The organism is Pedobacter segetis, from assembly GCF_016623585.1.
Taxonomy (GTDB): Bacteria; Bacteroidota; Bacteroidia; order Sphingobacteriales; family Sphingobacteriaceae; genus Pseudopedobacter; species Pseudopedobacter segetis.
Window position 1 is genome coordinate 86,385 of record NZ_JAEHFY010000012.1, and the last position, 23,963, is coordinate 110,347.

Annotated in this window: 35 protein-coding genes; 31 read left to right on the plus strand and 4 right to left on the minus strand. The window is 36.8% G+C overall.

The features are described from left to right. The first annotated feature begins 122 nt into the window (after positions 1–122). Both I5M32_RS09765 and I5M32_RS09770 read left to right on the plus strand, forming a co-directional pair. Positions 123–2,342, plus strand: coding sequence for an NADP-dependent isocitrate dehydrogenase (locus I5M32_RS09765; protein ID WP_200586051.1), 2,220 nt, complete (start codon positions 123–125; stop codon positions 2,340–2,342). Positions 2,343–2,880: 538 nt separating this feature from the next. Beyond that, complete coding sequence (locus tag I5M32_RS09770; protein ID WP_200586052.1) at positions 2,881–3,279, plus strand: hypothetical protein; 399 nt, start codon at positions 2,881–2,883, stop codon at positions 3,277–3,279. A gap of 53 nt (positions 3,280–3,332) precedes the next feature. Here the strand turns inward: I5M32_RS09770 and I5M32_RS09775 are convergent, their stop codons facing one another. From I5M32_RS09775 to I5M32_RS09790, 4 genes are all read right to left on the minus strand, one after another. Next, positions 3,333–4,361, minus strand: coding sequence for an ABC transporter permease (locus I5M32_RS09775; protein ID WP_234461924.1), 1,029 nt, complete (start codon positions 4,359–4,361; stop codon positions 3,333–3,335). Then, positions 4,306–5,322, minus strand: a complete 1,017-nt coding sequence (locus I5M32_RS09780) for an ABC transporter ATP-binding protein (RefSeq protein ID WP_234461925.1) — start codon at positions 5,320–5,322, stop codon at positions 4,306–4,308. The genes I5M32_RS09775 and I5M32_RS09780 overlap by 56 nt, the downstream gene beginning before the upstream one ends. Before the next feature lie 26 nt (positions 5,323–5,348). Beyond that, positions 5,349–6,206, minus strand: coding sequence for a COG1470 family protein (locus I5M32_RS09785; protein WP_200586054.1), 858 nt, complete (start codon positions 6,204–6,206; stop codon positions 5,349–5,351). Positions 6,207–6,576: 370 nt separating this feature from the next. Continuing rightward, positions 6,577–8,367: a DNA polymerase III subunit gamma/tau gene (locus I5M32_RS09790; RefSeq protein ID WP_200586055.1), complete on the minus strand. Its 1,791-nt coding sequence runs from the start codon at positions 8,365–8,367 to the stop codon at positions 6,577–6,579. Positions 8,368–9,118: 751 nt separating this feature from the next. Between I5M32_RS09790 and rplC the strand changes: the two genes are divergently transcribed. From rplC to rplQ, 29 genes are all read left to right on the plus strand, one after another. Continuing rightward, complete coding sequence (gene rplC, locus I5M32_RS09795; RefSeq protein ID WP_200586056.1) at positions 9,119–9,736, plus strand: 50S ribosomal protein L3; 618 nt, start codon at positions 9,119–9,121, stop codon at positions 9,734–9,736. Between the two features lies 1 nt (position 9,737). After that, positions 9,738–10,367, plus strand: coding sequence for a 50S ribosomal protein L4 (gene rplD / locus I5M32_RS09800; protein ID WP_200586057.1), 630 nt, complete (start codon positions 9,738–9,740; stop codon positions 10,365–10,367). A 1-nt stretch (position 10,368) separates the two neighbouring features. Next, a complete protein-coding gene (gene rplW, locus I5M32_RS09805; RefSeq protein ID WP_200586058.1) occupies positions 10,369–10,659 on the plus strand; it encodes a 50S ribosomal protein L23 in 291 nt (96 codons plus the stop codon). Positions 10,660–10,666: 7 nt separating this feature from the next. Then, positions 10,667–11,491, plus strand: coding sequence for a 50S ribosomal protein L2 (rplB, locus tag I5M32_RS09810; protein ID WP_200586059.1), 825 nt, complete (start codon positions 10,667–10,669; stop codon positions 11,489–11,491). After that, positions 11,491–11,757, plus strand: coding sequence for a 30S ribosomal protein S19 (gene rpsS, locus I5M32_RS09815; protein ID WP_200586060.1), 267 nt, complete (start codon positions 11,491–11,493; stop codon positions 11,755–11,757). Before rplB ends, rpsS begins: the two co-directional genes overlap by 1 nt. A gap of 5 nt (positions 11,758–11,762) precedes the next feature. Continuing rightward, positions 11,763–12,125: a 50S ribosomal protein L22 gene (gene rplV / locus I5M32_RS09820; protein ID WP_200586061.1), complete on the plus strand. Its 363-nt coding sequence runs from the start codon at positions 11,763–11,765 to the stop codon at positions 12,123–12,125. Between the two features lie 6 nt (positions 12,126–12,131). Next, entirely contained in the window at positions 12,132–12,923 is a 792-nt protein-coding gene (gene rpsC, locus I5M32_RS09825; protein WP_200586062.1) for a 30S ribosomal protein S3, read from the plus strand. A gap of 37 nt (positions 12,924–12,960) precedes the next feature. Beyond that, positions 12,961–13,383 carry a 50S ribosomal protein L16 gene (rplP, locus tag I5M32_RS09830; RefSeq protein WP_200586063.1) on the plus strand — a complete coding sequence of 141 codons (423 nt, stop codon included), beginning with the start codon at positions 12,961–12,963 and terminating at the stop codon, positions 13,381–13,383. Between the two features lie 11 nt (positions 13,384–13,394). Beyond that, on the plus strand, positions 13,395–13,607 hold the full coding sequence (rpmC, locus tag I5M32_RS09835; protein WP_200586064.1) for a 50S ribosomal protein L29: 213 nt from the start codon (positions 13,395–13,397) through the stop codon (positions 13,605–13,607). A gap of 14 nt (positions 13,608–13,621) precedes the next feature. Next, a complete protein-coding gene (gene rpsQ / locus I5M32_RS09840) occupies positions 13,622–13,876 on the plus strand; it encodes a 30S ribosomal protein S17 (RefSeq protein WP_200586065.1) in 255 nt (84 codons plus the stop codon). Positions 13,877–13,879: 3 nt separating this feature from the next. Continuing rightward, positions 13,880–14,248 carry a 50S ribosomal protein L14 gene (gene rplN, locus I5M32_RS09845; RefSeq protein ID WP_199120978.1) on the plus strand — a complete coding sequence of 123 codons (369 nt, stop codon included), beginning with the start codon at positions 13,880–13,882 and terminating at the stop codon, positions 14,246–14,248. A gap of 1 nt (position 14,249) precedes the next feature. Next, positions 14,250–14,585, plus strand: coding sequence for a 50S ribosomal protein L24 (gene rplX / locus I5M32_RS09850; protein ID WP_200586066.1), 336 nt, complete (start codon positions 14,250–14,252; stop codon positions 14,583–14,585). Continuing rightward, positions 14,585–15,154 carry a 50S ribosomal protein L5 gene (gene rplE / locus I5M32_RS09855; RefSeq protein ID WP_200586067.1) on the plus strand — a complete coding sequence of 190 codons (570 nt, stop codon included), beginning with the start codon at positions 14,585–14,587 and terminating at the stop codon, positions 15,152–15,154. The genes rplX and rplE overlap by 1 nt, the downstream gene beginning before the upstream one ends. Further along, positions 15,147–15,416 carry a 30S ribosomal protein S14 gene (gene rpsN / locus I5M32_RS09860; protein ID WP_200586068.1) on the plus strand — a complete coding sequence of 90 codons (270 nt, stop codon included), beginning with the start codon at positions 15,147–15,149 and terminating at the stop codon, positions 15,414–15,416. The genes rplE and rpsN overlap by 8 nt, the downstream gene beginning before the upstream one ends. Before the next feature lie 140 nt (positions 15,417–15,556). Next, a complete protein-coding gene (gene rpsH / locus I5M32_RS09865) occupies positions 15,557–15,955 on the plus strand; it encodes a 30S ribosomal protein S8 (protein WP_200586069.1) in 399 nt (132 codons plus the stop codon). Between the two features lie 15 nt (positions 15,956–15,970). Beyond that, complete coding sequence (gene rplF / locus I5M32_RS09870) at positions 15,971–16,528, plus strand: 50S ribosomal protein L6 (protein WP_200586070.1); 558 nt, start codon at positions 15,971–15,973, stop codon at positions 16,526–16,528. A 5-nt stretch (positions 16,529–16,533) separates the two neighbouring features. Further along, a complete protein-coding gene (gene rplR, locus I5M32_RS09875) occupies positions 16,534–16,890 on the plus strand; it encodes a 50S ribosomal protein L18 (protein WP_200586071.1) in 357 nt (118 codons plus the stop codon). Positions 16,891–16,902: 12 nt separating this feature from the next. After that, positions 16,903–17,421: a 30S ribosomal protein S5 gene (gene rpsE / locus I5M32_RS09880; RefSeq protein ID WP_200586072.1), complete on the plus strand. Its 519-nt coding sequence runs from the start codon at positions 16,903–16,905 to the stop codon at positions 17,419–17,421. Positions 17,422–17,425: 4 nt separating this feature from the next. Continuing rightward, positions 17,426–17,605 (plus strand): 50S ribosomal protein L30, encoded by a 180-nt coding sequence (gene rpmD / locus I5M32_RS09885; RefSeq protein WP_200586073.1) that lies wholly within the window; start codon positions 17,426–17,428, stop codon positions 17,603–17,605. 5 nt (positions 17,606–17,610) lie between these two features. Beyond that, entirely contained in the window at positions 17,611–18,057 is a 447-nt protein-coding gene (gene rplO, locus I5M32_RS09890) for a 50S ribosomal protein L15 (RefSeq protein WP_200586074.1), read from the plus strand. Between the two features lie 3 nt (positions 18,058–18,060). Beyond that, on the plus strand, positions 18,061–19,395 hold the full coding sequence (secY, locus tag I5M32_RS09895) for a preprotein translocase subunit SecY (RefSeq protein ID WP_200586075.1): 1,335 nt from the start codon (positions 18,061–18,063) through the stop codon (positions 19,393–19,395). A gap of 7 nt (positions 19,396–19,402) precedes the next feature. Then, positions 19,403–20,188, plus strand: coding sequence for a type I methionyl aminopeptidase (gene map / locus I5M32_RS09900; RefSeq protein WP_200586076.1), 786 nt, complete (start codon positions 19,403–19,405; stop codon positions 20,186–20,188). Between the two features lie 71 nt (positions 20,189–20,259). After that, complete coding sequence (gene infA, locus I5M32_RS09905) at positions 20,260–20,478, plus strand: translation initiation factor IF-1 (RefSeq protein ID WP_017257530.1); 219 nt, start codon at positions 20,260–20,262, stop codon at positions 20,476–20,478. A 1-nt stretch (position 20,479) separates the two neighbouring features. Next, positions 20,480–20,596: a type B 50S ribosomal protein L36 gene (gene ykgO, locus I5M32_RS09910; protein WP_081701372.1), complete on the plus strand. Its 117-nt coding sequence runs from the start codon at positions 20,480–20,482 to the stop codon at positions 20,594–20,596. Between the two features lie 24 nt (positions 20,597–20,620). Continuing rightward, entirely contained in the window at positions 20,621–20,998 is a 378-nt protein-coding gene (gene rpsM / locus I5M32_RS09915; RefSeq protein WP_200586077.1) for a 30S ribosomal protein S13, read from the plus strand. Positions 20,999–21,014: 16 nt separating this feature from the next. Then, positions 21,015–21,404, plus strand: coding sequence for a 30S ribosomal protein S11 (rpsK, locus tag I5M32_RS09920; RefSeq protein ID WP_200586078.1), 390 nt, complete (start codon positions 21,015–21,017; stop codon positions 21,402–21,404). 63 nt (positions 21,405–21,467) lie between these two features. After that, positions 21,468–22,076 (plus strand): 30S ribosomal protein S4, encoded by a 609-nt coding sequence (gene rpsD, locus I5M32_RS09925; RefSeq protein ID WP_200586079.1) that lies wholly within the window; start codon positions 21,468–21,470, stop codon positions 22,074–22,076. Between the two features lie 73 nt (positions 22,077–22,149). After that, the gene (locus I5M32_RS09930) at positions 22,150–23,142 is read left to right on the plus strand and encodes a DNA-directed RNA polymerase subunit alpha (RefSeq protein WP_200586080.1); all 993 of its coding nucleotides are present in this window, start codon (positions 22,150–22,152) and stop codon (positions 23,140–23,142) included. A 73-nt stretch (positions 23,143–23,215) separates the two neighbouring features. Continuing rightward, positions 23,216–23,806, plus strand: a complete 591-nt coding sequence (gene rplQ / locus I5M32_RS09935; RefSeq protein WP_200586081.1) for a 50S ribosomal protein L17 — start codon at positions 23,216–23,218, stop codon at positions 23,804–23,806. Positions 23,807–23,963: the final 157 nt, after the last annotated feature.

The following is a 23,963-nucleotide window of genomic DNA, read 5'->3' on the forward strand; positions in this document are numbered from 1 at the left end:
CTAAATCAGAATATTAAAATGGTTATAATAAAGATAAAATTTAACAATTCTTTTATCTTTGAACGATTTATACAATCAGTCCTTTAAAGGGCATCAAACAAACTTCAATAACAGTATTACACATGTCAAACTCATCAAAAATTATCTACACCAAAACAGACGAAGCCCCATTATTGGCTACCTATTCTTTTTTACCCATTGTACAAGCTTTTACAGCTTCTGCGGATATTGATGTGGAAACAAGGGATATCTCTTTGGCAGGTAGAGTTTTAGCAAATTTTCCTGAGTTTTTGAATGATGACCAAAAAATTGGAGATGCGCTGGCAGAGTTGGGTGATTTGGCAACAACACCAGAAGCCAATATCATCAAATTACCTAATATTTCCGCTTCTATCCCACAGTTAAAAGCAGCAATCGCTGAACTGCAATCTCAAGGTTTTGCATTGCCAAATTATCCGGAAGATGCACAAACAGAACAAGAAAAAAACATAAAAGCTAAATATTCTAAAGTTTTGGGTTCTGCCGTAAACCCAGTTCTTCGCGAAGGTAACTCAGATCGTAGAGCACCAAAAGCAGTAAAAAATTATGTAAAAGCAAACCCACACTCTATGGGCGCTTGGTCGGCAGGTTCTAAGACTAAAGTGGCCAGCATGAGCGGGGGCGATTTTTATGGTTCAGAAAAATCTGTTACCGTAGAGAGCGATTCTAAATTTAAGATAGATTTCATAAATGCTGATGGTGGCGTTACCGAATTAAAGGGATTAGCCAATTTAAAAGCAGGTGAGGTTATTGATAGCTCAGTCTTGAGCATTTCTAAATTAAAAACTTTTGTAGCCGAAGCTATTAAGGAAGCTAAAGCTGATGGGGTTTTGCTTTCTGCACATTTAAAAGCTACGATGATGAAGGTTTCGGACCCTTTGATTTTCGGTGCAATTGTAGAAGTTTACTTTGCAGATGTTTTTAAAAAATATGCAGAGCTTTTCAAAACCTTAGGAGTTGATACCAGTAATGGTTTAGGGGATGTTTACTCAAAAATAATTGGTAACCCAAAAGAAGCAGAAGTGAAAGTAGCAATAGATGAAGCTATTGTAAACGGGCCAGCTATTGCAATGGTTAACTCTGATAAAGGCATTACCAATTTACACGTTCCTTCAGATGTAATTGTAGATGCTTCTATGCCGGCAATGATCCGTACTTCGGGCCAGATGTGGAATAAAGAGGGCAAACTACAAGATACTTTAGCATTAATTCCGGATAGGAGTTACGCTGGTGTTTACTCTGCAACCATTAACGATTGCAAAAAACACGGAGCTTTTGATCCCACTACAATGGGATCTGTACCAAACGTTGGTTTGATGGCCCAAAAGGCAGAAGAATATGGTTCTCATGATAAAACTTTTCAAGCTAAATCTTCAGGATTTATCCGCGTAAGTGATGCTTCTGGAAATGTGTTTTTTGAGCAGCCGGTAAGTAGCGGCGATATATTCCGTATGTGCCAAACAAAAGATGCACCTATCCAAGATTGGGTTAAACTAGCGGTTAACAGATCTCGTTTATCTAATACGCCAGCGGTTTTTTGGTTAGATGAAAACAGAGCGCATGATAGAGAAATCATCAAAAAAGTAAATAAATATTTACCAAATTACGATACCAAAGGATTAGATATCCGCATTCTCTCGCCAATTGAAGCCACAAAATTTACTTTAGAACGTATCCGCAAAGGGGAGGATACTATTTCTGTAACTGGCAACGTATTACGTGATTATTTAACCGATTTATTCCCAATCCTAGAGCTAGGAACTTCAGCAAAAATGCTTTCTATTGTACCTTTAATGAATGGCGGTGGTTTGTTTGAAACTGGCGCAGGTGGTTCTGCACCTAAACATGTAGAACAATTTATAAAAGAAGGTTATTTACGTTGGGATTCATTAGGCGAATTTTTGGCCTTACAAGCTTCATTAGAGCATTTGGCACAAACCCAGAATAATAGTAAAGCGCAAGTTTTGGCAGACGCCTTAGATGAAGCCAACTCAAAATTTTTGGCAAATGATAAATCTCCGGGCAGAAAATTAGGAACAAACGATAACCGTGGTTCTCATTTTTACTTAGCGTTATACTGGGCCGAGGCTTTGGCGGCACAAACAAAAGACGCAACTTTGAAGGCAAGATTTGCTCCGTTTGCAAAAACATTGGCCCAAAATGAAACTAAAATTTCTGCAGAATTAATAGCAGCGCAAGGAAAGCCCCAAGAAATTGGCGGTTATTACAACCCAAGTGATAACTTAGCATCTAAAGCGATGCGCCCGAGTGTTACCTTTAATAATGCTTTGACAGGATTGTAAGTATTATCATAAGCTGATTTAAAACGGTTTGAGCGAGAACTCAAACCGTTTTTTGGTTTGTAGGATTCTGTTTTGATACAAGCTATCCAAATATCGCTTGTTTTTTAACTGGGTTCTCACTGTACTGCTTTTCCTTCTTAGCAGAGTTGACGGTGATGTGTAGTGGTTTTTCCTGCAGGGCAAATTCGATTTTCCTGCAGAGCGGATTCGATTTTTCTGGCGAACGAAAGTGTTTGTTCTGAAGAGCGAAGGTGTTTGTTCTAAAGAGCGAAGTCGATTGTCATGCAGAGCGAGGGTGTTTGTTCTGAAGAGCGAAGTCGATTGTCATGCAGAGCGAAGTCGAAGCATAAAACCCAACGCACTCCCCCTTTTTAATCCGCTCAAGGTAACATTCCCATTTTTACTTTATTGGTATGAGGTTTTCTTTTTATTTTACCCATGATCACACCTCGTCTTAAAAAAGAACGCCAAAAATCTCATAAAACTTTCAATTGGCATATTTATGGTATCACTTAAACAAAATCAATAAGAAAACATCATGGAAAATAAAAAAGAAACTACCGATAATGAAAGCTTTGAAAGAAACGGAGAATCTAATTTAAACGATAACGAAGCTAGAAATTTAAAGTACAACGAGGAAGAAAACAGTTACGAGCTAGACGTGGAGCCTGAAGATGAAGATTACCAACATGCCGATCCTTACGATACTGCTGCAGATAATGGAGATGATATGGATTCTGATTATGATGAGGCAAATCCTTATGTTGGGGATGAATACGAAAGAAAGCACAGTTTAAAAGACGATATCAATAAACTAGGGATGCACAAAACTGATGCTGATCATCTTAAAATGAGCAAAAGAGATGAGAAAAACAGCCATGTACCAGAGGACGACCGTAGTGACTTGGATCAAGAAGGGTATCCTAAGAACTCATAATCAATTTACAAAAGCCTTTGAAGATAACAGTTGAATTTTAATTGAAATTATATTCAACTTCTAATTTCACGGCGCATAAAAAAATAATAAGAAATTGCAAAACAACTTATAGTTGATGCGATTAGCCCGCTAACTTGTGGCCAAACAATTAAAAGACTTTCCCTAAAAGGTAAAGGAGATGGAATGGCACCAGCCATTTGCTCCGTAGTTAAGGGGCCAAGGCTTCTTATAGATGGTATCAAAAGAGTTGTAGAGGCATCGGTATAAAGCCGGTTTGGCGATATTCTAAGTATATCTAAGATTAAATCATTATAGCTCAACACCTCTTGAGATGAAAGATAGGAAGGATCGGGAAGAAAAGTCTTTATCAATAGGGTAACCAAGATTTGATAAAACACCGTAAAAAATATCCAAATGCCTATTGCAGTAAGTGCCGAGGTTGCCGCTTGTTTAAACGCTATAGAAAGTAAAACAGAAAGACTTAACCAAAAAGCTACGTAAACGATGGTAATAACCATAAAAGTGAGTATCCTTAGCAGCTCCTGTGGTTCTATCCTCACACCTGTCCAAACTAATCCGCCACCAAGCATCAACAAAACCAGCACTAAAAAAAGCGAACCTATCATGATAAATGAAGAAGTAAACTTAGCCAGCAACAAATTATCACGATAAACAGGTTGTGCCATCAGCCTACCGAGTGTCCCATTATTTTGTTCGGCGTTAATGGCATCAAAACCTAAACCAATACCCAAAAGAGGAGCTAGAAAACTTAGCAGGATATGAAAAGGAGGTAATGAGTTATCTGTGGCAGTTAATAGCTTGAGGTACAGGAAACCATGATTCGGGTCGTTCGTATTCTCTACCGCTGTGCGGATATTACCCATAGATGCATATATAGAGGCAATAAAAGTAAGCAGTATCAATGTGATAAGCACTATAAAACGCCAACTTCGTATATGATCGGCAATTTCTTTGTTAACCATTACCATAAACAAACTTTGGTATTTAGACTTCTTCAATTTATCTTTATTTGCTAAACCGTGAAAAAAAGGATTTCTTAAAGACGCTACTAGACTTTTCATTAACCGTGTTTTCTGTTAAACTATTTTCAAAATATTTTTGATAAATCTCCTCGAGACCATAATTTCTTTGCCGAACGCCTAGGATGTTGTATCCTCTTTCTGCTAGGGTACGTACAATTAATGGGGTCATGTTTCTCCTATTGCAGGTAAATTCTATTGATTGCCCTTCTACTTTTATAGCCTTAATACCTTCTAGTGCCAAAAGTTCGTTTTCATGCGGTAAAATTCCGGTGATTTTTTCTTCTAGATCAACCCAAGTAACATGATCTTGCCCAGCAAAAAGCTTTTCGGAAAGCGATGCTATATTACCTTTTACCAATAGTTTTCCTTTTACAAATATCCCTACTTGATCACAAACCTGTTGCACATGATGTAAATGGTGAGAAGAAAGCAGTACCGTGAGCCCATTTTCTCTACTAAGCTGCTTGATTAACAAAAGAAAATCGCGTACACCGCTAGGATCTATACCCAAAGTAGGTTCGTCAAGAATAATCACTTCTGGTCTTTTGATCAACACATCCGCAAGACCCAACCTTTGTTTCATCCCTCGTGAGTAAGCCCCTGTTTTTAGGTGCATATCTTGGCCAAGCCCAACTATCTCCATTACCTCAACTGCTCTATAACTTAGTTCTTTTTCATCTATTCCGTTAAGCCTACCAATATACTCTAGGTTTTCGAGCGCAGTTAGGTTATCATAAAAACCAACACTGTCTGGCATATAGCCTACTCGTTTTTTTACATTAATGGGATTGCTTGTGGCATCAAAGCCACAAACCATCGCATTCCCAGAGCTAGGTTCCGTAAGTCCTAGCATCATCAGTATGGTTGTGGTTTTTCCCGCTCCGTTAGGCCCCAGTAAACCAAAGATCTCTCCTTTACTTATATCAAGGTTAAGGTTATCTACCGCTACCTTGGTGCCATAATTTTTACTAAGGTTTTTTAATTGTATAATAGAACTCATCACAAATAAAGGCTTTACGCTGAAACTTATCTTCTACCGTATTTTCTGATTAAATAGTACACAATACCAATAGCTAGCAAAATAACCAATACGCCAGCCCAACCTGTTAACAATGAAGTCTTTATCTCCAGCCTAAAATCTGTTTTAGCATTAGAATTGCTATTTGTTGCAGTAAAAGTAGCCGCATAATCGCCTGCAATTGTTTTATCTGGCACTTTCAGGTTGGCATTTATCGTGATGGATTTCCCGGGCGCTAACTTATCTAACCTCGATGGTTCAAAGCTGCACTCCCATCCGGTAGGTAATTGTGAGGTAAAGTCTATTGCGGTAAACGGAAGCGTACCCAAATTGCTAACTACCAATTGGATTTGTTTTGTGCTGCCAGAGGTTAGCTCTTCATTCAATTTCCCGGTAGGAGTGCTTAAAGAAAGCGAATATGAGCCTTTTACTACTGCTTCTAAACTTAAAGATAGCGTGTCTGTACCGCTTATTGCTTTTACTGGGATGATGTATTTTTTTGGAGACGCATTAGGAGATGCCCCAATTTCAATGGAAATATCCTGCGATTTGCCAGACTCCATATTTATGGAGGTCACTTGGCTTCCATTTACCGTGTAAGTGATGGTCCAACCGGGCGATAGTTTGGCTTCCAAATCATAAACCAATGCTTTGTTCGATGAGTTTTGAAGCGTGGTGTTAAAACGAAAAGGTTCGTTTGTTGGTTCCTCTAAATTTATCAGTTTGGCCTTAAAAGTTGATCCTTTAGATGAAATGTTGGTGGGTTTTTGGGCAAGTAGCAACTGTGCGGAAAGCACAAAGTTTATTATTAGAAATGCAATTTTTTGCCATTTGTGAGAAGAGATGAATGATAATTCTGTTAACATGATTCTACAACTAAAATTTATTATTAATAGCTTTAAAAATGTGCTTTCAATAGGTCGATTTGGAGATTGTGTTTCAAATTAAGAAAGGAAAAATTGTTTTTCAAACCTGTTTAACACTTTTTAACATAGGATGTGTTTCTGGTTTTGCCTGCTTTAAGCTTAAGCCAAGCTTTGTTGGTATTGATAAATGTTTGGTTAAAACCTTAAAAATTTAATCTGGCAATTGTAATTACCACTTGTTTATTTAACAGAAAAACAATTGTAATGCAGGCATCGTGATAAAAACTTTCCAATTGGCTAAGTCAACCAAAGTGGGCCTAAAAAAAAACAATATCGAATATCATTTAATTTGCGATAAATTAAGTTTGCGTTAATCTAGATCCAAATTAAAAACCCTTCTAAAATCATCTAATTTGGGGTTCTTTTCTAAAAGATGTTGGTATTTGTCTTTAGATGTATAAAGCTTTTTTTCTTGGGGTTTATCAACTATGATGGGTTCTAAAGTAATTTGGAAGTTTTTAAGGTTGGTTCTCAAATAATTCATTAGATCAACTTTTTCAAATAAAAGCTCATCAACTAATATTTTGCTTTCCACTTGTAGCTCAACATGAAAATCATCTTTTAGAATAGGAGTGTAATTATCCATCAAAGCAGATAGTTTCATCTTATTCTGGTTTTTCATCTGGCTAGAATATTTAGACCATAGTTCTAAAAACGCCTCTTTTGTGAAAGGATTTTTTTCGCTACCGGTTAATTCAACTTTTTCTTCCTCTTTTTCTTGTTCAGATTTTATCCCGTGAGGGTCTTTAAGATTTGGAATTAACGTATTCCCTGTTTTAGGAATAAACGACTTTGAAATATTAGGCTTTACTTCTTCTGTTTTCTCTACTTTTAAATCAGGGTTATCATTTGCTTTGTATAATTCTTCCTTTTCATTAAAAGCAGTTGTTGTTGGCTCAAATTCTGTCTTCTCAGATAGATTGTTTCCTTTCCCTACTAAATTTTCAGGTTTTTTTTTTTGTTGCTCAGTAATTTGCTGAACTTGATCTGATTGGCCCAATTGTAAAGCATTTGCCAAATGACTTATTTTTATCAGCGTAAGCTCTACCTGTAACCTTTGGTTCTTACTTATCCGATAGTTTAAATCGCATTGGTTGGCAATATTTAAACCACTGATCAAAAACGAGGCAGGAGATTTTTTTGCCTGTTCTAAATATTTTTGTTTGATATTATCGCTAACTTCTAACAACCTTGTGGTAGCTGCATCTTTACAGATCAAAACATTTCTTAGGTGTGAAGCCAACCCTGTGATAAAATGGTTTCCATCAAAACCATTGTTTAGTATCTCATCAAATAGCAATAATGAGCCAGCGGTATTCTGGGATAATAATTGATCGGTTAGCTTAAAATAATAATCGTAATCTAAGATATTCAGATTATCTATTACCGCTTGGTAACTTAACTCTCTGTTAGAAAAACTTACAATTTGATCAAACATAGATAAAGCATCCCGCAAACCACCATCTGCTTTTTGCGCAATTAAATGAAGACCATCAATATCAAACTTTACGTTTTCTTTTGCAGCGATGCTTGCCAGGTGGTTGGCCATATCTTCAACCCTTATCCTATTGAAATCAAAAATTTGGCATCTCGATAAGATAGTAGGTAAAATTTTGTGCTTCTCTGTTGTTGCCAAAATAAAAATCGCATAAGATGGTGGTTCTTCTAGCGTTTTCAAAAAAGCATTAAAAGCACTCTGGGAGAGCATATGAACCTCATCTATAATATATACTTTGTATTTGCCTGCTTGCGGTGGTATTCTAACTTGATCTATCAAGTTTCTTATATCATCTACAGAATTGTTAGACGCAGCATCTAGTTCATGTACATTAAAAGAATTGCCGTTTTGAAAAGATTTGCAACTATCACAAACTCCACAAGCCTCGTTGCCATCGGTTAAATTGGTACAATTGATGGTTTTTGCCAAAATACGGGCGCAAGTAGTTTTCCCAACCCCTCTTGGTCCGCAAAAGAGGAAAGCTTGTGCTAGTTGGTTGTTTTTAATAGCATTTTTTAGTGTATTAGTAATATGCTGTTGCCCAACAACGCTATCAAATAAAACAGGTCTGTATTTTCTTGCAGAAACAATAAAGTTTTCCATTGCGGCTAAATTATAAAGATGGCGGCATTAAAGCAATTTTTTGCGACTTATGTGGATAATTGGCCTTAACTGTTTCTTGGTATTTTTAAAAATACCTAATAATTGGTATTAGTTAATGGTTTAAATTTATGATTTTTAAAACTGCAATCAAACATTCAAAGTTTTAAAGATGCTATATCAACCATTTAAGCAGTTTGTTCTTTATAAAACCAGGATGTTGGTTAATAAGATTAATGGCTTACCATTCTCAAACGCTTAACTGCCCTTAGATTTTTAAATAGAGCCGCTAAAAGCGGTAAGTTTCCCAAACCTTAACCGCTTTTTTTGTAGATTTTTGTTAGGATAAGAATTTTTGTGATCTAGAATTATATAAAACCCTGAATAAGAATTTTTCATGTTTAAAACTCAAATATATTTAATTTCATTCTAGTGTGCCAGAGGTTAAATGATTGTTTAAAGCAATGATTTACATTTAATTAACAAGAAAGGCGTTTTAATGCGGTATAAATTAAAGCGGGCCAAAACAACAACAGTTCTTATTTTTAATACCTCCGTTATAAGCCCATAAAACTAGTTAAAACCTTCGTTTTTTTAAGCCAAAGCCTATCCTCAAAAAAAAATAGAAAAATAAGTGCGTAAGTATTTGATAATTAATAAGTGTTTCCTATCTTTGCCGTCCGCTAATGAGCGGATATTATATCCACCTTGAACGAAGCCCTACTGCTTCGATGGGTGTTAATTAAATTAAGAAATGTCAGGAATTATTGGAAAAAAAGTAGGAATGACCAGCATATTCGACGCAGACGGTAAAAACATACCATGTACTGTTATAGAGGCTGGACCTTGTGTAGTGACACAAGTAAAAACCATCGAGAATGATGGCTACGCATCAGTGCAATTAGCTTACGATGAGAAAAAAGAAAAAAACACTACTGCTCCCCTAAAAGGTCATTTTGAAAAAGCTGGTACAACTCCAAAGCGTAAAGTAGTGGAGTTTAAGTATTTTACAGAAGAAAAAACCTTAGGAGAAACAGTTGATGTCAATCTTTTTGTAGAAGGCGATTACGTAGATGTAGTGGGTACTTCTAAAGGAAAAGGTTTTCAAGGTGTTGTTAAACGCCATGGTTTTAGCGGTGTGGGTATGCAAACTCACGGTCAGCATAACCGTTTAAGAGCCCCAGGTTCTTTGGGTGCTTCTTCTTATCCATCAAGGGTTTTTAAAGGAATGAGAATGGCTGGCAGAACCGGAGGTGATAGGGTAAAAATTCAAAATCTCCAAGTCGTTAAGATTTTTGCAGAGCAAAATTTATTAGTAGTAAGCGGTTCAATCCCGGGAGCTAAAGGTTCTTATGTTTTAATAGAAAAGTAAGATGGAAGTTAAAGTTTTAAACATATCAGGTAAAGAAACAGGTGCCAAGGTGCAGCTTTCTAAAGATATCTTCGGTATCGAACCAAATGACCATGCTATCTATTTAGATGTTAAGCAATTTTTGGCTAACCAACGCCAAGGTACGCACAAGTCTAAGCAACGTAATGAGATTGCTGGATCTACCCGTAAGCTTTATAAGCAAAAAGGAACAGGTGGCGCAAGAGCGGGAAGTATTAAATCTCCATTATTTAATGGTGGTGGTAGAATCTTCGGCCCTCAACCACGTGATTACAGTTTCAAGCTAAATAAAAAACTGAAAGCTTTGGCCCGTAAATCTGCATTAGCTTACAAGGCAAAAGACAATAACGTTGTAATTTTAGAAGATTTCAATTTCGATACAGCTAAGACTAAAAACTTTACCAGTTTATTAGGAGCATTAAATTTCACAGGTCAAAAAACCTTATTGGTTTTATCCGATGCAAATAAAAATGTTTACCTAGCTAGTAGGAATATACAAGGTGCTAAAGTGGTGGTTGCAAGTGATTTAAACACTTATGATGTCTTGAACGCAAGAAAATTAGTATTCACAACCGGTTCGGTTAAAACATTGGAGGAGGCATTAGCCAAGTAATATGGAAATTTTAAGAAAACCTGTATTGACAGAAAAAGCTACTATGTTAACTGAAAAGTTGAACCGTTATACTTTTCAATGTGATCAAAGAGCAAACAAATTGCAAATCAAATCTGCAATAGAAGCCATGTATGGCGTAAATATCGATTCAGTAAATACAATGGTTGTTGTTGGTAAATTAAAAACCAGATCAACCAAAGCTGGTATGGTATCAGGTAGGGCTGCTAAATACAAAAAAGCAGTGGTTACCTTAAAAGAAGGTGAAGTTATTGACTTTTACAGCAATATTTAATTAAATTATGGGCTTAAGAAAATTTAAACCAGTAACCCCCGGAACTCGTTTCAGAGTTGGTAACGATTTTAGTGAAATCACTACCAACGTACCTGAAAAATCGCTTGTTGTGAAACAAAGCAAGTCTGGTGGTAGAAACAATACTGGTAAAATGACTATGCGTTATGTCGGTGGGGGTCACAAGCAATTGTACCGACTAATAGATTTTAAACGCGATAAAAAAGATATCCCCGCAACAGTAGCAACTATAGAATACGATCCAAATCGTACTGCCCACATTGCACTGTTACATTATGCAGACGGAGAAAAGAGATACATGATCGCTCCGGAAGGAATCAAAGTTGGCGATAAAGTTGTTGCCGGTGATGCCGTTGCCCCTGAATTGGGTAACAACATTAAACTGGCTAATATCCCACTGGGTTCTATTATTCATGCTATTGAATTAAACCCTGGCAGAGGAGCACAAATTGCAAGAAGTGCTGGTTCTTATGCTCAATTAGCAGCAAGAGACGGAAAATATGCAACCATTAAAATGCCTTCTGGCGAAACTCGTTTGATCTTAGTTACTTGCACAGCAACTATCGGAACGGTATCTAACTCAGAACATTCAAATGAAGTGTTAGGTAAAGCGGGTAGAAAACGTTGGTTAGGTCGCAGGCCAAGAGTAAGAGGTGTTGCCATGAACCCGGTAGATCACCCAATGGGTGGTGGTGAAGGTAGGTCATCAGGTGGGCATCCACGCTCAAGAAAAGGCTTATTATCTAAAGGTTACAAAACCCGTGATAAGAAAAAGAACTCAAATCGTTTAATCATAGCTAGGAGGAAGAAATAATGGCTCGTTCGATTAAAAAAGGACCTTATATAGATCATAACGTAGATAAGAAAGTTTCTACAATGAATGATGCAGGTAAAAAGACCGTAATTAAAACATGGTCTAGAAGATCAATGATATCTCCGGATTTCGTAGGTCATACATTTGCGGTGCACAACGGGAATAAATTTATCCCTGTGTACGTAACAGAAAACATGGTTGGCCATAAATTAGGAGAATTTGCACCAACCAGAACATTTAGAGGGCATTCTGATAAGAAAAGATAAAAGCAATGGAAGCAATAGCAAAATTAAATAATTGCCCCACTTCACCTCGTAAAATGAGACTGGTTGTAGATTTGATCAGAGGTGAGCGTGTAGAAAAGGCACTTTACATATTAAAATTTACCAACAAAGAAGCAGCTATAAGAGTTGAGAAACTTTTATTGTCGGCCATTAAAAATTGGGAATCAAAAAATGAGGGGCAACGCCCAGAAGAAGCGGAGTTATTCGTTAAAACCGTAATGGTGGATGGCGGCCGTCAACTAAAGCGCTTGAGACCAGCTCCACAAGGTCGTGGATACAGAATACGCAAGCGTTCTAACCATGTAACTTTGGTAGTAGATAGTAAGAATGTAGAACCTCAAACTAATTAAGTAGAAATGGGACAAAAAGCTAATCCAATAGGACTAAGGTTAGGCATCGTAAGAGGATGGGATTCTAACTGGTACGGCGGTAACAACTACGCTGATAAATTAGTTGAGGACGAAAAAATCAGGAAATATCTATCTGCTCGTATAGCAAAAGGTGGTGTTTCTAAAGTGGTTATCGAAAGAACTTTAAAGCGTATAACCGTAACTATTCACACAGCTCGTCCGGGTATTGTGATAGGAAAAGGTGGTTCAGAGGTTGATAAAATCAAAGAAGAGTTAAAGAAATTAACTAAGAAAGATGTTCAAATCAACATATTTGAAATCAAACGCCCAGAGCTTGATGCTCAATTAGTTGCAGACGGGGTTGCCAAACAATTAGAGGCAAGAATATCTTTCAGAAGAGCCATGAAAACTTCTATCGCAGCAACCATGAGAATGGGGGCAGAGGGGATTAAGATTATGTGTTCTGGTAGATTAGGTGGAGCAGAGATGGCTCGTAGCGAACAATATAAAGATGGAAGAACTCCATTACATACTTTGAGAGCTGACATTGACTATGCTTTAGGCGAAGCTTTAACCACTTATGGTAAAATAGGGGTTAAGGTTTGGATTTGTAAAGGCGAAGTTTATGGTAAGAGAGATCTTTCTCCTAACATAGGTGCAAACACTGGTAAAGGCGATAAGCCAGGTGCTAACTTTTCTCCACGCGGTGATCGTAACGACCGTGGTGGCGATAGAAAAGGCGGCAACCGTGGTGGAAACAACAGAGGTGGTGCAGGTGCTCCAAGAGGAAAAAGATAATTAAAAAACCATCGTTTAACGATTTAAAGATTAAGTAATGTTACAGCCAAAAAGAACGAAGTTCAGAAAGATGCAAAAAGGCAGGATGAAGGGTTTAGCTACCCGTGGTGCTGAGTTATCATTCGGTTCATTCGGAATAAAATCATTAGAAGAAAGCTGGATTACCAGCCGCCAGATAGAAGCTGCTCGTATTGCCGTAACTCGTTTCATGAAACGTGAGGGTCAGGTTTGGATCCGCATATTTCCTGATAAACCAGTTACTAAAAAGCCAGCTGAAGTGCGTATGGGTAAAGGTAAAGGTGCCCCAGAATATTGGGTAGCCGTTGTGAGACCAGGTAGGATCCTTTTCGAGGCCGAAGGTGTGCCTTTTGAAGTAGCCAAAGAAGCAATGCGTTTAGCTGCCCAGAAATTACCAGTTCAAACGAAATTTGTAGTACGTAGAGATTACGTAGAAGCATAATTATAATAACGATGAAATACTCAGAAATTAAAGAGCTGTCTAACGAAGAGATCGTTGCCAGAATTCAGGACGAGAAAGCAACCTTGACAAAATTAAAGTTTGCCCATACAGTTTCTGCTATAGAAAATCCTACAAGAATTAAAAATGCGAGAAAAGTAGTGGCTCGCCTAAATACTGAATTAACTCAGCGTAAAGCTAAGGCAACCTCTGAAAGTAATTCATAATTTTTACAGTTGAAATGGAAAGAAAATTAAGAAAAACAAGAACAGGGTTGGTAATGAGCAACAAGATGGATAAATCTATCGTTGTGGCAGTTGAGAGAAAAGTGAAACACCCTATTTATGGTAAGTTTGTTAAGACAACTACCAAATTTATGGCTCATGACGAGAAGAATGATTGCGGTATCGGTGATACTGTATTGATCATGGAGACACGTCCGCTGAGTAAGAACAAAAACTGGAGATTAGTTGAAATTTTAGAAAGGGCTAAGTAAAAAATGGTACAACAGGAATCAAGATTGAATGTTGCCGACAATTCGGGTGCTAAACAGGTTTTAGTAATTAGAGTGTTGGGCGGTACCGGTAAAAGATATGCCTCAATTGGAGACAAAGTGGTTGTAACCGTAAAAAGTGCATTACCATCAGGAAACATCAAAAAAGGTACAGTGTCTAAGGCCGTAGTTGTAAGAACTAAAAAAGAAATTAGAAGAAAAGACGGTTCTTATATCCGTTTTGATGATAATGCAGCCGTTTTGTTGAATGCACAAGACGAGCCAAGAGGAACCCGTATTTTCGGCCCTGTTGCAAGAGAGCTGCGTGAGAAACAATTCATGAAAATTGTGTCATTAGCACCGGAGGTATTGTAATATGGAAAAGACAAAAAAAGTAAAGCTAAACATTCGTAAAGGAGATTTAGTAAAAGTAATAGCCGGAGATTCAAAAGGTCAGAAAGGTAAAGTAGTTGAAGTGATTACCAAAACTAATCGCGTGATAGTAGAAGGTGCTAATATGGTATCTAAACATACTAAACCAAACGCTGCTAACCCAAACGGTGGTATAAACAAAATGGAAGCCCCAATACATATTTCTAACGTAATGTTAGTAGATCCTAAATCAGGTAATGCTACTCGTATCGCTAGAAAAAGAAATGAGGATGGGAAAATAACTAGAATAGCTAAAAAATCTGGGGAGGAAATTAAGTAATGGCTTACGCACCAAGATTAAAGAATAAATATAAAGAGGAAGTTGTATCTGCTCTTAAGGAAAAATTCCAATATAAGAGCATAATGCAAGTACCTAAGTTACAAAAGATAGCTATCAACCAAGGTGTTGGTGCTGGTGTAACTGATAAAAAAGTTGTAGAATCGGCAATTACCGAATTGACTACTATTACGGGTCAACAAGCAATTTCTGCCAAATCTAAGAAGGATATTTCGAACTTCAAGTTGCGTAAAGGTATGCCGGTTGGTGTGCGTGTTACGCTACGTGATAATAATATGTTCGAGTTTTTAGATCGTTTGATCTCAGTTGCATTGCCTCGTATCCGTGATTTTAAAGGTATCAATGATAAAGGTTTTGATGGTAAAGGAAATTATACCTTAGGTATATCAGAGCAAATCATATTCCCAGAAATTAATATTGATAAAATAAACAAAATACAAGGAATGGATATTACTTTTGTGACTTCTGCAAATACAGATGTTGAGGCACTTGAGTTATTAAAGGCATTCGGTTTACCTTTCAAAAATCATAATATAGTTCATAATGGCTAAAGAAGGAATAAAAGCTCGCGAATTAAAGCGTCAGAAAATGGTAGCTAAATACGCTGATAAAAGAGAAGCGTTAAAAGCCGCCGGAGATTACGAAGGATTAGATAAATTACCAAAAAACTCTTCTGCTGTTCGTTTACATAATAGATGTAAATTAACCGGTCGTCCAAGAGGGTATATGCGTCAATTCGGTATTTCAAGGGTTACTTTCCGCGAGATGGCATTGGCAGGAAAAATCCCAGGGATTACCAAAGCCAGTTGGTAACACTAAGGTTTAAAATGTAAATTTGAAACTCAAGAATCTATTGTTCTGGGGCTCAAATTTATTTTCTAATATAAAGAATTTAACAGATGGAAGGTCTTTGCCACAAGCGGTCATAGAAACCACCATCATAAACAATAATAATGTACACAGATCCAATCGCAGATTATCTTACAAGAGTAAGGAATGCCATTAAGGCCAACCATAGGGTTGTAGAAATTCCTGCATCAAACCTTAAAAAAGAGATTACGAAAGTTCTTTTTGAGAAAGGTTACATCACAAACTACAAATTTGAGGATAATGATGTTCAGGGAACAATAAAAGTTGCTTTAAAGTATCACCCAATTACTAAAATCCCAGCAATACGCAACATTGATAGGATCAGTAAGCCGGGTTTGAGAAAATATGCAGGAATGGGCAATATGCCTAGGGTATTAAATGGTTTAGGTATTGCCATCATGTCAACTTCAAAAGGTGTTATGACCGATAAAGAAGCTAAACAGTTAAATGTAGGTGGTGAGGTTTTATGTTACGTTTACTAATAGGAGGAGAAAGCAATGTCAAGAATAGGTAAAGCGCCCATATTAATCCCCAACGGTGTTACATTAAAAATTTCGGCGGATAACGAAGTGACTGTTAAAGGTCCAAAAGGAGAATTATCTCAAAAAGTAGATTCGGATATAAAAGTTTCTGAAGAAGATGGAAACATCATTGTATCACGTCCTACTGAGCAAAAAAGGCACAAAGCCCTACATGGTTTGTATCGTTCATTAATCAATAACATGGTGGTTGGCGTTACAGAAGGTTATAAAATACAACAAGAGCTTGTTGGTGTTGGTTATAGAGCAACAAATCAGGGCAACACCTTGGATTTGGTTTTAGGATTTTCACACCATATCATTTTCTCACTTCCACCAGAAATTAAGGTAGAAACAACAGCAGAAAAAGGTAAAAACCCAACTATTATTTTAGAATCAATCGATAAACAATTATTGGGACAAGTTGCTGCAAAAATTCGCTCATTAAGAGCACCAGAGCCTTATAAAGGTAAGGGTATCAAGTTTGTTGGCGAGCAGTTGAGAAGAAAAGCTGGTAAGTCAGCATCTAAAAAATAACGATCATGGCAGGAAAAATTAAATTATCCCGTAGGGAAAGAATAAAAAAAGGAATCAGAAAAAGAATTACTGGTTCTAACGAACGTCCACGTTTATCCGTATTTAGAAGTAACAAAGGTATATATGCTCAAATCATCAATGATGTTGACGGTAGAACATTAGTTGCTGCTTCATCTGCTGAAAAGGATTTTAGTACAACTGGTACCAAGATAGATCAATCCAAAGAAGTGGGTAAAAAGGTTGCAGAAAAGGCCATTGCTGCTGGGATTACAGAAGTAGTTTTTGATAGAAATGGTTACCTGTATCATGGTCGTATAAAATCATTGGCCGATGGTGCTCGTGAAGGTGGTTTAATCTTTTAATTAAAGTAGAAAATGTCAACTATAAATATAAAGAGAGTAAAAGCAAACGAGATAGAATTAAAAGATCGTTTGGTAAGCATCCAACGTGTTGCAAAGGTTACCAAGGGAGGTCGTACATTCAGTTTCTCGGCAATAGTAGTGGTAGGTGATGAAAACGGCGTAGTGGGTTACGGTTTAGGAAAGGCTAAAGAGGTAACTGAGGCTATTTCTAAAGGTATAGATGATGCCAAAAAGAACTTGGTTAAAGTCCCTATCATAAACAGTACTATCCCGCATGAGCAGATTGGTAAGTTTTCTGGAGGGTTTGTGTTTTTAAAACCAGCTGCAAATGGTACCGGAGTTATTGCTGGTGGTGCGATGAGGGCTGTTTTAGAATCTGCAGGTGTACATAATGTATTAGCTAAGTCTAAAGGGTCTTCTAATCCTCATAACGTGGTTAAAGCAACAATTTCTGCTTTATCTAAATTAAGAGATGCGCAAACCGTAGCTCAACATAGAGGTGTTTCATTAAATAAAGTTTTTAACGGTTAAAAAAATGGCAAAAATCAAAATTACCCAGATTAAGAGCGTTATTGATAGAAGCGAGCGCCAAAAAAGAACTATGCAAGCCTTAGGGTTAAGAAAAATGAACGCTAGCGTAGAAGTAGAAGCTAATCCGGCTATTATCGGAATGGTTAAAAAAGTAAACCATTTGGTAGCCATAGAAAAAGTATAATTACCATGAATTTAAGTAATTTAAAACCTGCAGAAGGTTCAATAAAAAATAGAAAAAGAATTGGTCGTGGTACCGGTTCTGGCCGTGGTGGAACATCAACAAAAGGGCATAAGGGAGCGCAATCCCGTTCTGGCTATTCTTCAAAGGTCGGTTTTGAAGGCGGTCAGATGCCATTACAACGTCGTGTACCAAAAGTAGGTTTCAAAAACCCTAACAGGGTAGAGTACGTGGGTGTTAACCTTGATGTTTTACAGAAATTGGTAGAGAAGTTTGATTTAAAAACCATAGATTTTGCCGCATTAAAAGAACATGGCCTGGTTTCAAAAAATGATGTTGTGAAAATCATGGGTAGGGGCGAAGTTAAAGTTAAATTAGACGTTAAAGCACACGCATTTACAGTAGCAGCCCAAAAAGCAATTGAGGCATTAGGCGGTTCTGTAGAAAAAATATAATTAATGAAGAAGCTTTTCACAACTTTATCCAATATTTGGAAAATTGAGGAATTAAGAGTGCGTATTTTATACACACTCTTAATTCTTTTGGTGTACAGGATAGGATCTTTCATCGTATTGCCAGGTGTAGATCACAATTCCCTATCTAATCAATCTGCAAAAGAGGGCTTGCTTGGCTTGTTAAATATGTTTGCAGGAGGTTCATTCTCTAGGGCATCCATTTTTGCACTTGGAGTAATGCCTTACATTTCTGCATCTATCGTAGTTCAGTTATTGGGTATCGCGGTACCTTATTTTCAAAAAATGCAAAAAGAAGGTGAGAGCGGAAGGAAAAAAATTGACCAAATTACCCGTTATTTAACAATCGGAATTACAGCGTTGCAAGCAATTGGGTATGTTAAATCTCAAATAGCACCAGAAGCTAGGTTGTTCAGCGATCCTTTGTTTACCATTTCATCGGTTTTCATCCTAACGGCTGGAACTATGTTTGTGATGTGGATGGGAGAAAAAATTACAGATAAAGGTATTGGAAATGGTATTTCAATATTGATCATGGTTGGCATCATCGCACAATTGCCTTACGGTATTGGAGCCGAGTTTATGAGCAGACAAAATGGACAAGGAGGTTTAATAGCATTCTTTATTGAGTTTGTAGCGTTATTTGGCGTAGTGATATTTACGGTTTTAGTAATCCAAGGAACCAGAAAAGTTCCCGTACAATATGCCAAAAAAATCGTTGGTAATAAACAATATGGTGGAGTTAGGCAATATATTCCTTTGAAGCTTAACGCTGCTGGGGTAATGCCGATCATTTTTGCACAAGCAATTATGTTTATTCCTTCTACTATTGGTCAGTTTTTCCCAAATGCGCAATCATCTTGGCTGGCTTCTTTTAGTGATTATACATCTTTTACCTATAATTTTACTTTTGCTATTTTAATTATTCTATTTACCTTTTTCTATACTGCCATTACAATTAATCCTAATCAAATGGCAGATGATATGAAAAAGAACGGAGGTTTTGTGCCAGGTGTTAAGCCAGGTAAAACAACAGCCGATTTTATAGATGCAATCATATCGAGGATCACTTTTCCAGGTTCGATATTTTTAGCGGTTATAGCAATCTTGCCTGCTTTTGCAATAATTGCAGGTGTTAATTCTCAGTTCGCCCATTTCTTTGGAGGAACATCTTTATTGATCTTGGTAGCAGTTGTTTTGGATACATTGCAACAAGTTGAAAGTCATTTATTGATGCGCCATTATGATGGTTTGATGAAAACGGGAAGAATTAAAGGACGTACTCCCTCTGCCGTAGCAGGTACCGGAACCGTAATTTAGTTCTACAATGTCGAGCAAAATCATCTATAAAACAGCCGAACAGATTGAATTAATAAGACATAGCTCTTTATTAGTTGGTAAAAGCCACGCAGAGGTTGCCAAGTTGATCGCACCCGGTGTTACAACAAAAGCCCTAGACAAAGTAGCAGAAGAATTTATAAGGGATAATGGCGGTAAACCTGCATTTTTGAACTATAATGGCTTTCCAGCCTCTCTATGTATTAGCTTGAATGATCAAGTTGTTCACGGTTTTCCAAGTAATTATCAACTTAAAGAAGGAGATGTGCTTTCTGTAGATTGTGGTGTGGTAAAGAATGGTTATTATGGAGACTCTGCCTATACCTATGCCATTGGTGAGATTAGCCAAGAAGATGAGCTTTTATTAAAAGTAACTAAAGAATGCCTTTATTTAGGAATAGAAAAAGCTGTTGTGGGAAATAGATTAGGAGATATAGGTTATGCCATACAACATCACGCAGAGAGTTTTGGTTTTGGGGTGGTAAAAGAATTGGTAGGACATGGTGTTGGCGTTAAATTACATGAAAAACCGGATGTTGCAAATTACGGCAGAAGGGGTAACGGCATCAAGTTGGAAGAGGGGATGGTTATCGCCATAGAACCAATGATCAACGCGGGTAAAGCAGGGGTAAAATTTTGGGATGATGGATGGACAGTTTCTACTATTGATAAAAAATCGTCTGCACATTACGAGCATACAGTTGCAATAAAGAAGGGCAAAGCCGATGTTCTTTCGTCTTTTGAAGAGATAGAACAAGTTTTAAATAAAAAATAGGATTTTAAAAATATTTGCTTAATTTTGCGTCCCGCTTTAGGCGGTGCTAATTAAGTAAAAATCAAAGAAATATGGCAAAACAATCCTCTATTGAACAAGACGGTATCATAAAAGAAGCATTATCAAATGCAATGTTCCGTGTTGAGTTAGAGAATGGTCATGAGATTATTGCCCATATATCAGGCAAAATGAGGATGCACTACATCAAAATTTTGCCAGGAGATAGGGTTAAATTAGAAATGTCTCCTTATGATCTTACAAAAGGTAGAATAACTTATAGGTATAAATAAAATGAAAGTTAGAGCATCCATTAAAAAACGCAGCGCTGATTGCAAGGTGATCCGTAGAAAAGGAAAATTGTACGTGATCAATAAAAAGAACCCGAAGTTTAAGCAGCGTCAAGGTTAATTTTAAAAAATCAATAAATATTAAATGGCAAGGATAGCAGGTATTGATTTACCAAAAAACAAAAGAGGAGAAATCGGCCTTACTTATATCTTCGGAATTGGAAGAAGCACTGCTCAATCTATATTGAAGCAAGCTGAAATCAGCGTTGATAAAAAAGTTCAAGATTGGACCGATGAAGAATTAACAGCAATCCGTAACATCATCAATGAATCTATCAAAGTGGAAGGGCAACTTCGCTCTGAAGTTCAATTAAACATCAAACGTTTAATGGATATTGGATGTTACAGAGGACTACGTCACAGGAAAGGTTTACCACTACGTGGGCAAAGGACCAAAAATAATTCTCGTACCCGTAAAGGAAAGAGAAAAACTGTTGCTAATAAGAAAAAAGCTACTAAATAATTAATTGATTTAAAAGATGGCTAAGTCAAAGAAAGTTACTAAAAAGCGTTTAGTTATTGTTGAGCCTGTTGGGCAAGCACATATCAACGCTACCTTTAATAACATTATCATTACCCTTACAAACAATCAAGGCCAAACAATTTCTTGGTCTTCGGCAGGTAAACAAGGGTTTAAAGGTTCTAAAAAGAACACTCCGTATGCAGCTTCACAAGCAGCAATAGATTGCGGTAAGGCAGCTCATGATTTGGGTTTACGTAAAGTGGAAGTTTTTGTTAAAGGGCCAGGTTCTGGTCGTGAATCAGCGATCCGTACTTTACAAAACTCAGGTTTAGAAGTTACTACAATCAAGGACATTACTCCACTTCCGCACAACGGATGTCGTCCTCCAAAAAGAAGAAGAGTTTAATTAATCAATTTTAAAGATAAGATTCTCCCGATTGAGTTGGGAAGATACTTTAAAGACAAAACAATGGCAAGATATACAGGACCAAAATCCAAGATCGCCCGTAAATTCAGAGAACCAATTTTTGGTCCTGATAAGGCACTAGATAGAAAAAACTATCCCCCAGGACAGCATGGTGCTTCTAAAAGAAGAGGAAAGCAGTCTGAATACGCAACCCAGTTACAAGAGAAGCAAAAAGTAAAATACACTTATGGTGTATTAGAAAAACAATTCTCTAATCTTTTCAAAAAAGCCTCAGCAAGAGAAGGTATTACGGGAACAAACTTACTGCAATTGCTAGAAGCTAGGTTAGATAATGCGGTTTACCGTTTAGGTATTTCCCCAACAAGGTCTGGTGCTCGCCAATTAGTATCTCATAGGCATATTTTAGTAAACGGTGAATTGGTGAATATACCATCTTATACTTTAAAGGCTGGCGATGTTGTAGAAGTAAGAGAGAAATCTAAAGCATTAGAAATTATCACAAACTCTGTTGCCGCTCGTACAATAAACAAGTATAACTGGTTAGAATGGGATGCAAAATCTTTATCTGGTAAATTTTTACAATATCCAGAGCGTGAAAGTATTCCTGAAAACATCAAGGAAAACTTAATCGTCGAGTTGTACTCTAAATAATGATATTATTGAATTGCCGATTAATTCGGCAATTCTTATTTATCCAAAATTAACATTAACAAAAGGCAAATAAATGACAATTTTAGCATTTCAGAGACCCGATAAAGTTATTATGCAAAAATCTACGGATTTTGATGGTACGTTTGAATTTAGACCATTGGAACCTGGTTTTGGCGTTACCATAGGTAACTCACTAAGAAGAATCTTACTTTCTTCATTAGAGGGTTTTGCAATTACTTCAGTTCGTTTTTCAGGTGTTTCTCACGAATTTTCTACTATCAAAGGTGTGGCAGAAGATGTTGTTGATATCATTTTGAATCTTAAACAGGTACGCTTTAAGAAAACCGGCGATTCTGGCGATAACGAAAAAATATTTGTGATCATCAGCAATCAAGAATCTTTTAAGGCTGGAGATATTACCAAATTCTCTAACAACTTTGAGGTGTTAAATCCTGATTTTGTTGTTTGTAACATGGAAAGCTCTGTTACTTTAGAAATAGAATTGACCATTAACAAAGGTAGGGGTTACGTAGCTGCAGAAGAAAACAAGAATATGGATGCACCGGTTGGTGTGATTGCCATAGACTCTATTTATACGCCTATCAAAAATGTAAAATATACCATTGAGAACTTTAGGGTAGAGCAAAAAACCGATTACGAAAAATTGGTTTTAGATATCACTACTGATGGTTCTATACATCCAGAAGAAGCACTAAAAGAAGCCGCTAAGATATTAATACAACACTTTATGCTGTTCTCTGATGAGAACTTAGTATTGGAATCTCAAGCTAAAGAAGAAACTAAAGAGGTTGACGAAGAAGTTTTACACATGCGTAAAATCTTGAAAACAGAATTAGTGGATCTTGATCTTTCTGTTAGAGCATTAAATTGCTTAAAAGCTGCAGATATTAGATCATTGGCCGAGTTGGTTTCTTATGATGTTGCTGATATGTTAAAATTCAGGAACTTTGGTAAAAAATCATTAACAGAGATTCAAGAATTAGTAAAGTCTAAAGGTTTATCTTTTGGAATGAACTTGTCTAAATTTAAGTTAGACGAAGAATAAATAGTGAAAATTACGCATAATTCCCGGTTCGCCATATTGGCTAGAGCTGACGGTATGCGCAAATATTAGAATAATGAGACACGGAAAGAAATTTAATCACTTAGGTCGTAAAACCGCCCACAGAAAAGCAATGTTGGCAAATATGGCCTCTTCGCTTATCGAACACAAACGTATCACTACCACTTTGGCTAAAGCTAAAGCATTACGTGTTTATGTTGAACCAATCATCACAAAATCAAAAAACGATACTACTCATTCACGTCGTACTGTATTTGCTTATTTGCAAAACAAAGAAGTTGTAACTACTCTGTTTCGTGAGGTTGCGGAGAAAGTGGCTAACCGCCCCGGTGGTTACACTCGTATTGTAAAGTTACCTAATCGTTTAGGAGATAATGCCGAAATGGCATTAATTGAATTGGTTGACTTTAATGATGTTTACAACAAGGATACCAAGGTAGAGAAAAAATCTACTCGTAGAAGAGGTTCTGGATCAAAAGCTAAAGCAACAGATGTTAAAGCTGATACTAAGAAAGACGAAGTTGTAGCTGAAGAAACTACTGACACAGAAGTTAAAGAAGAAGCACCAAAAACAGAAGCTAAAGTTGAAGAAGCTCCTGAAACCGAAGAAGGTTCTGATTCTAAAGATGAAAAATCTGCTGAGTAATTAGTTTCATAAATATTTTAAAAGCCTTTAACATTTAGTTGTTAGAGGTTTTTTTTATTTTATATAATCAGAAACTTAATTTATTGTTGATTTTTTAACAGATATTTTAATAAAAAAATCCCATTTCTAAAATTATAAGAAATGGGATTTTATATAA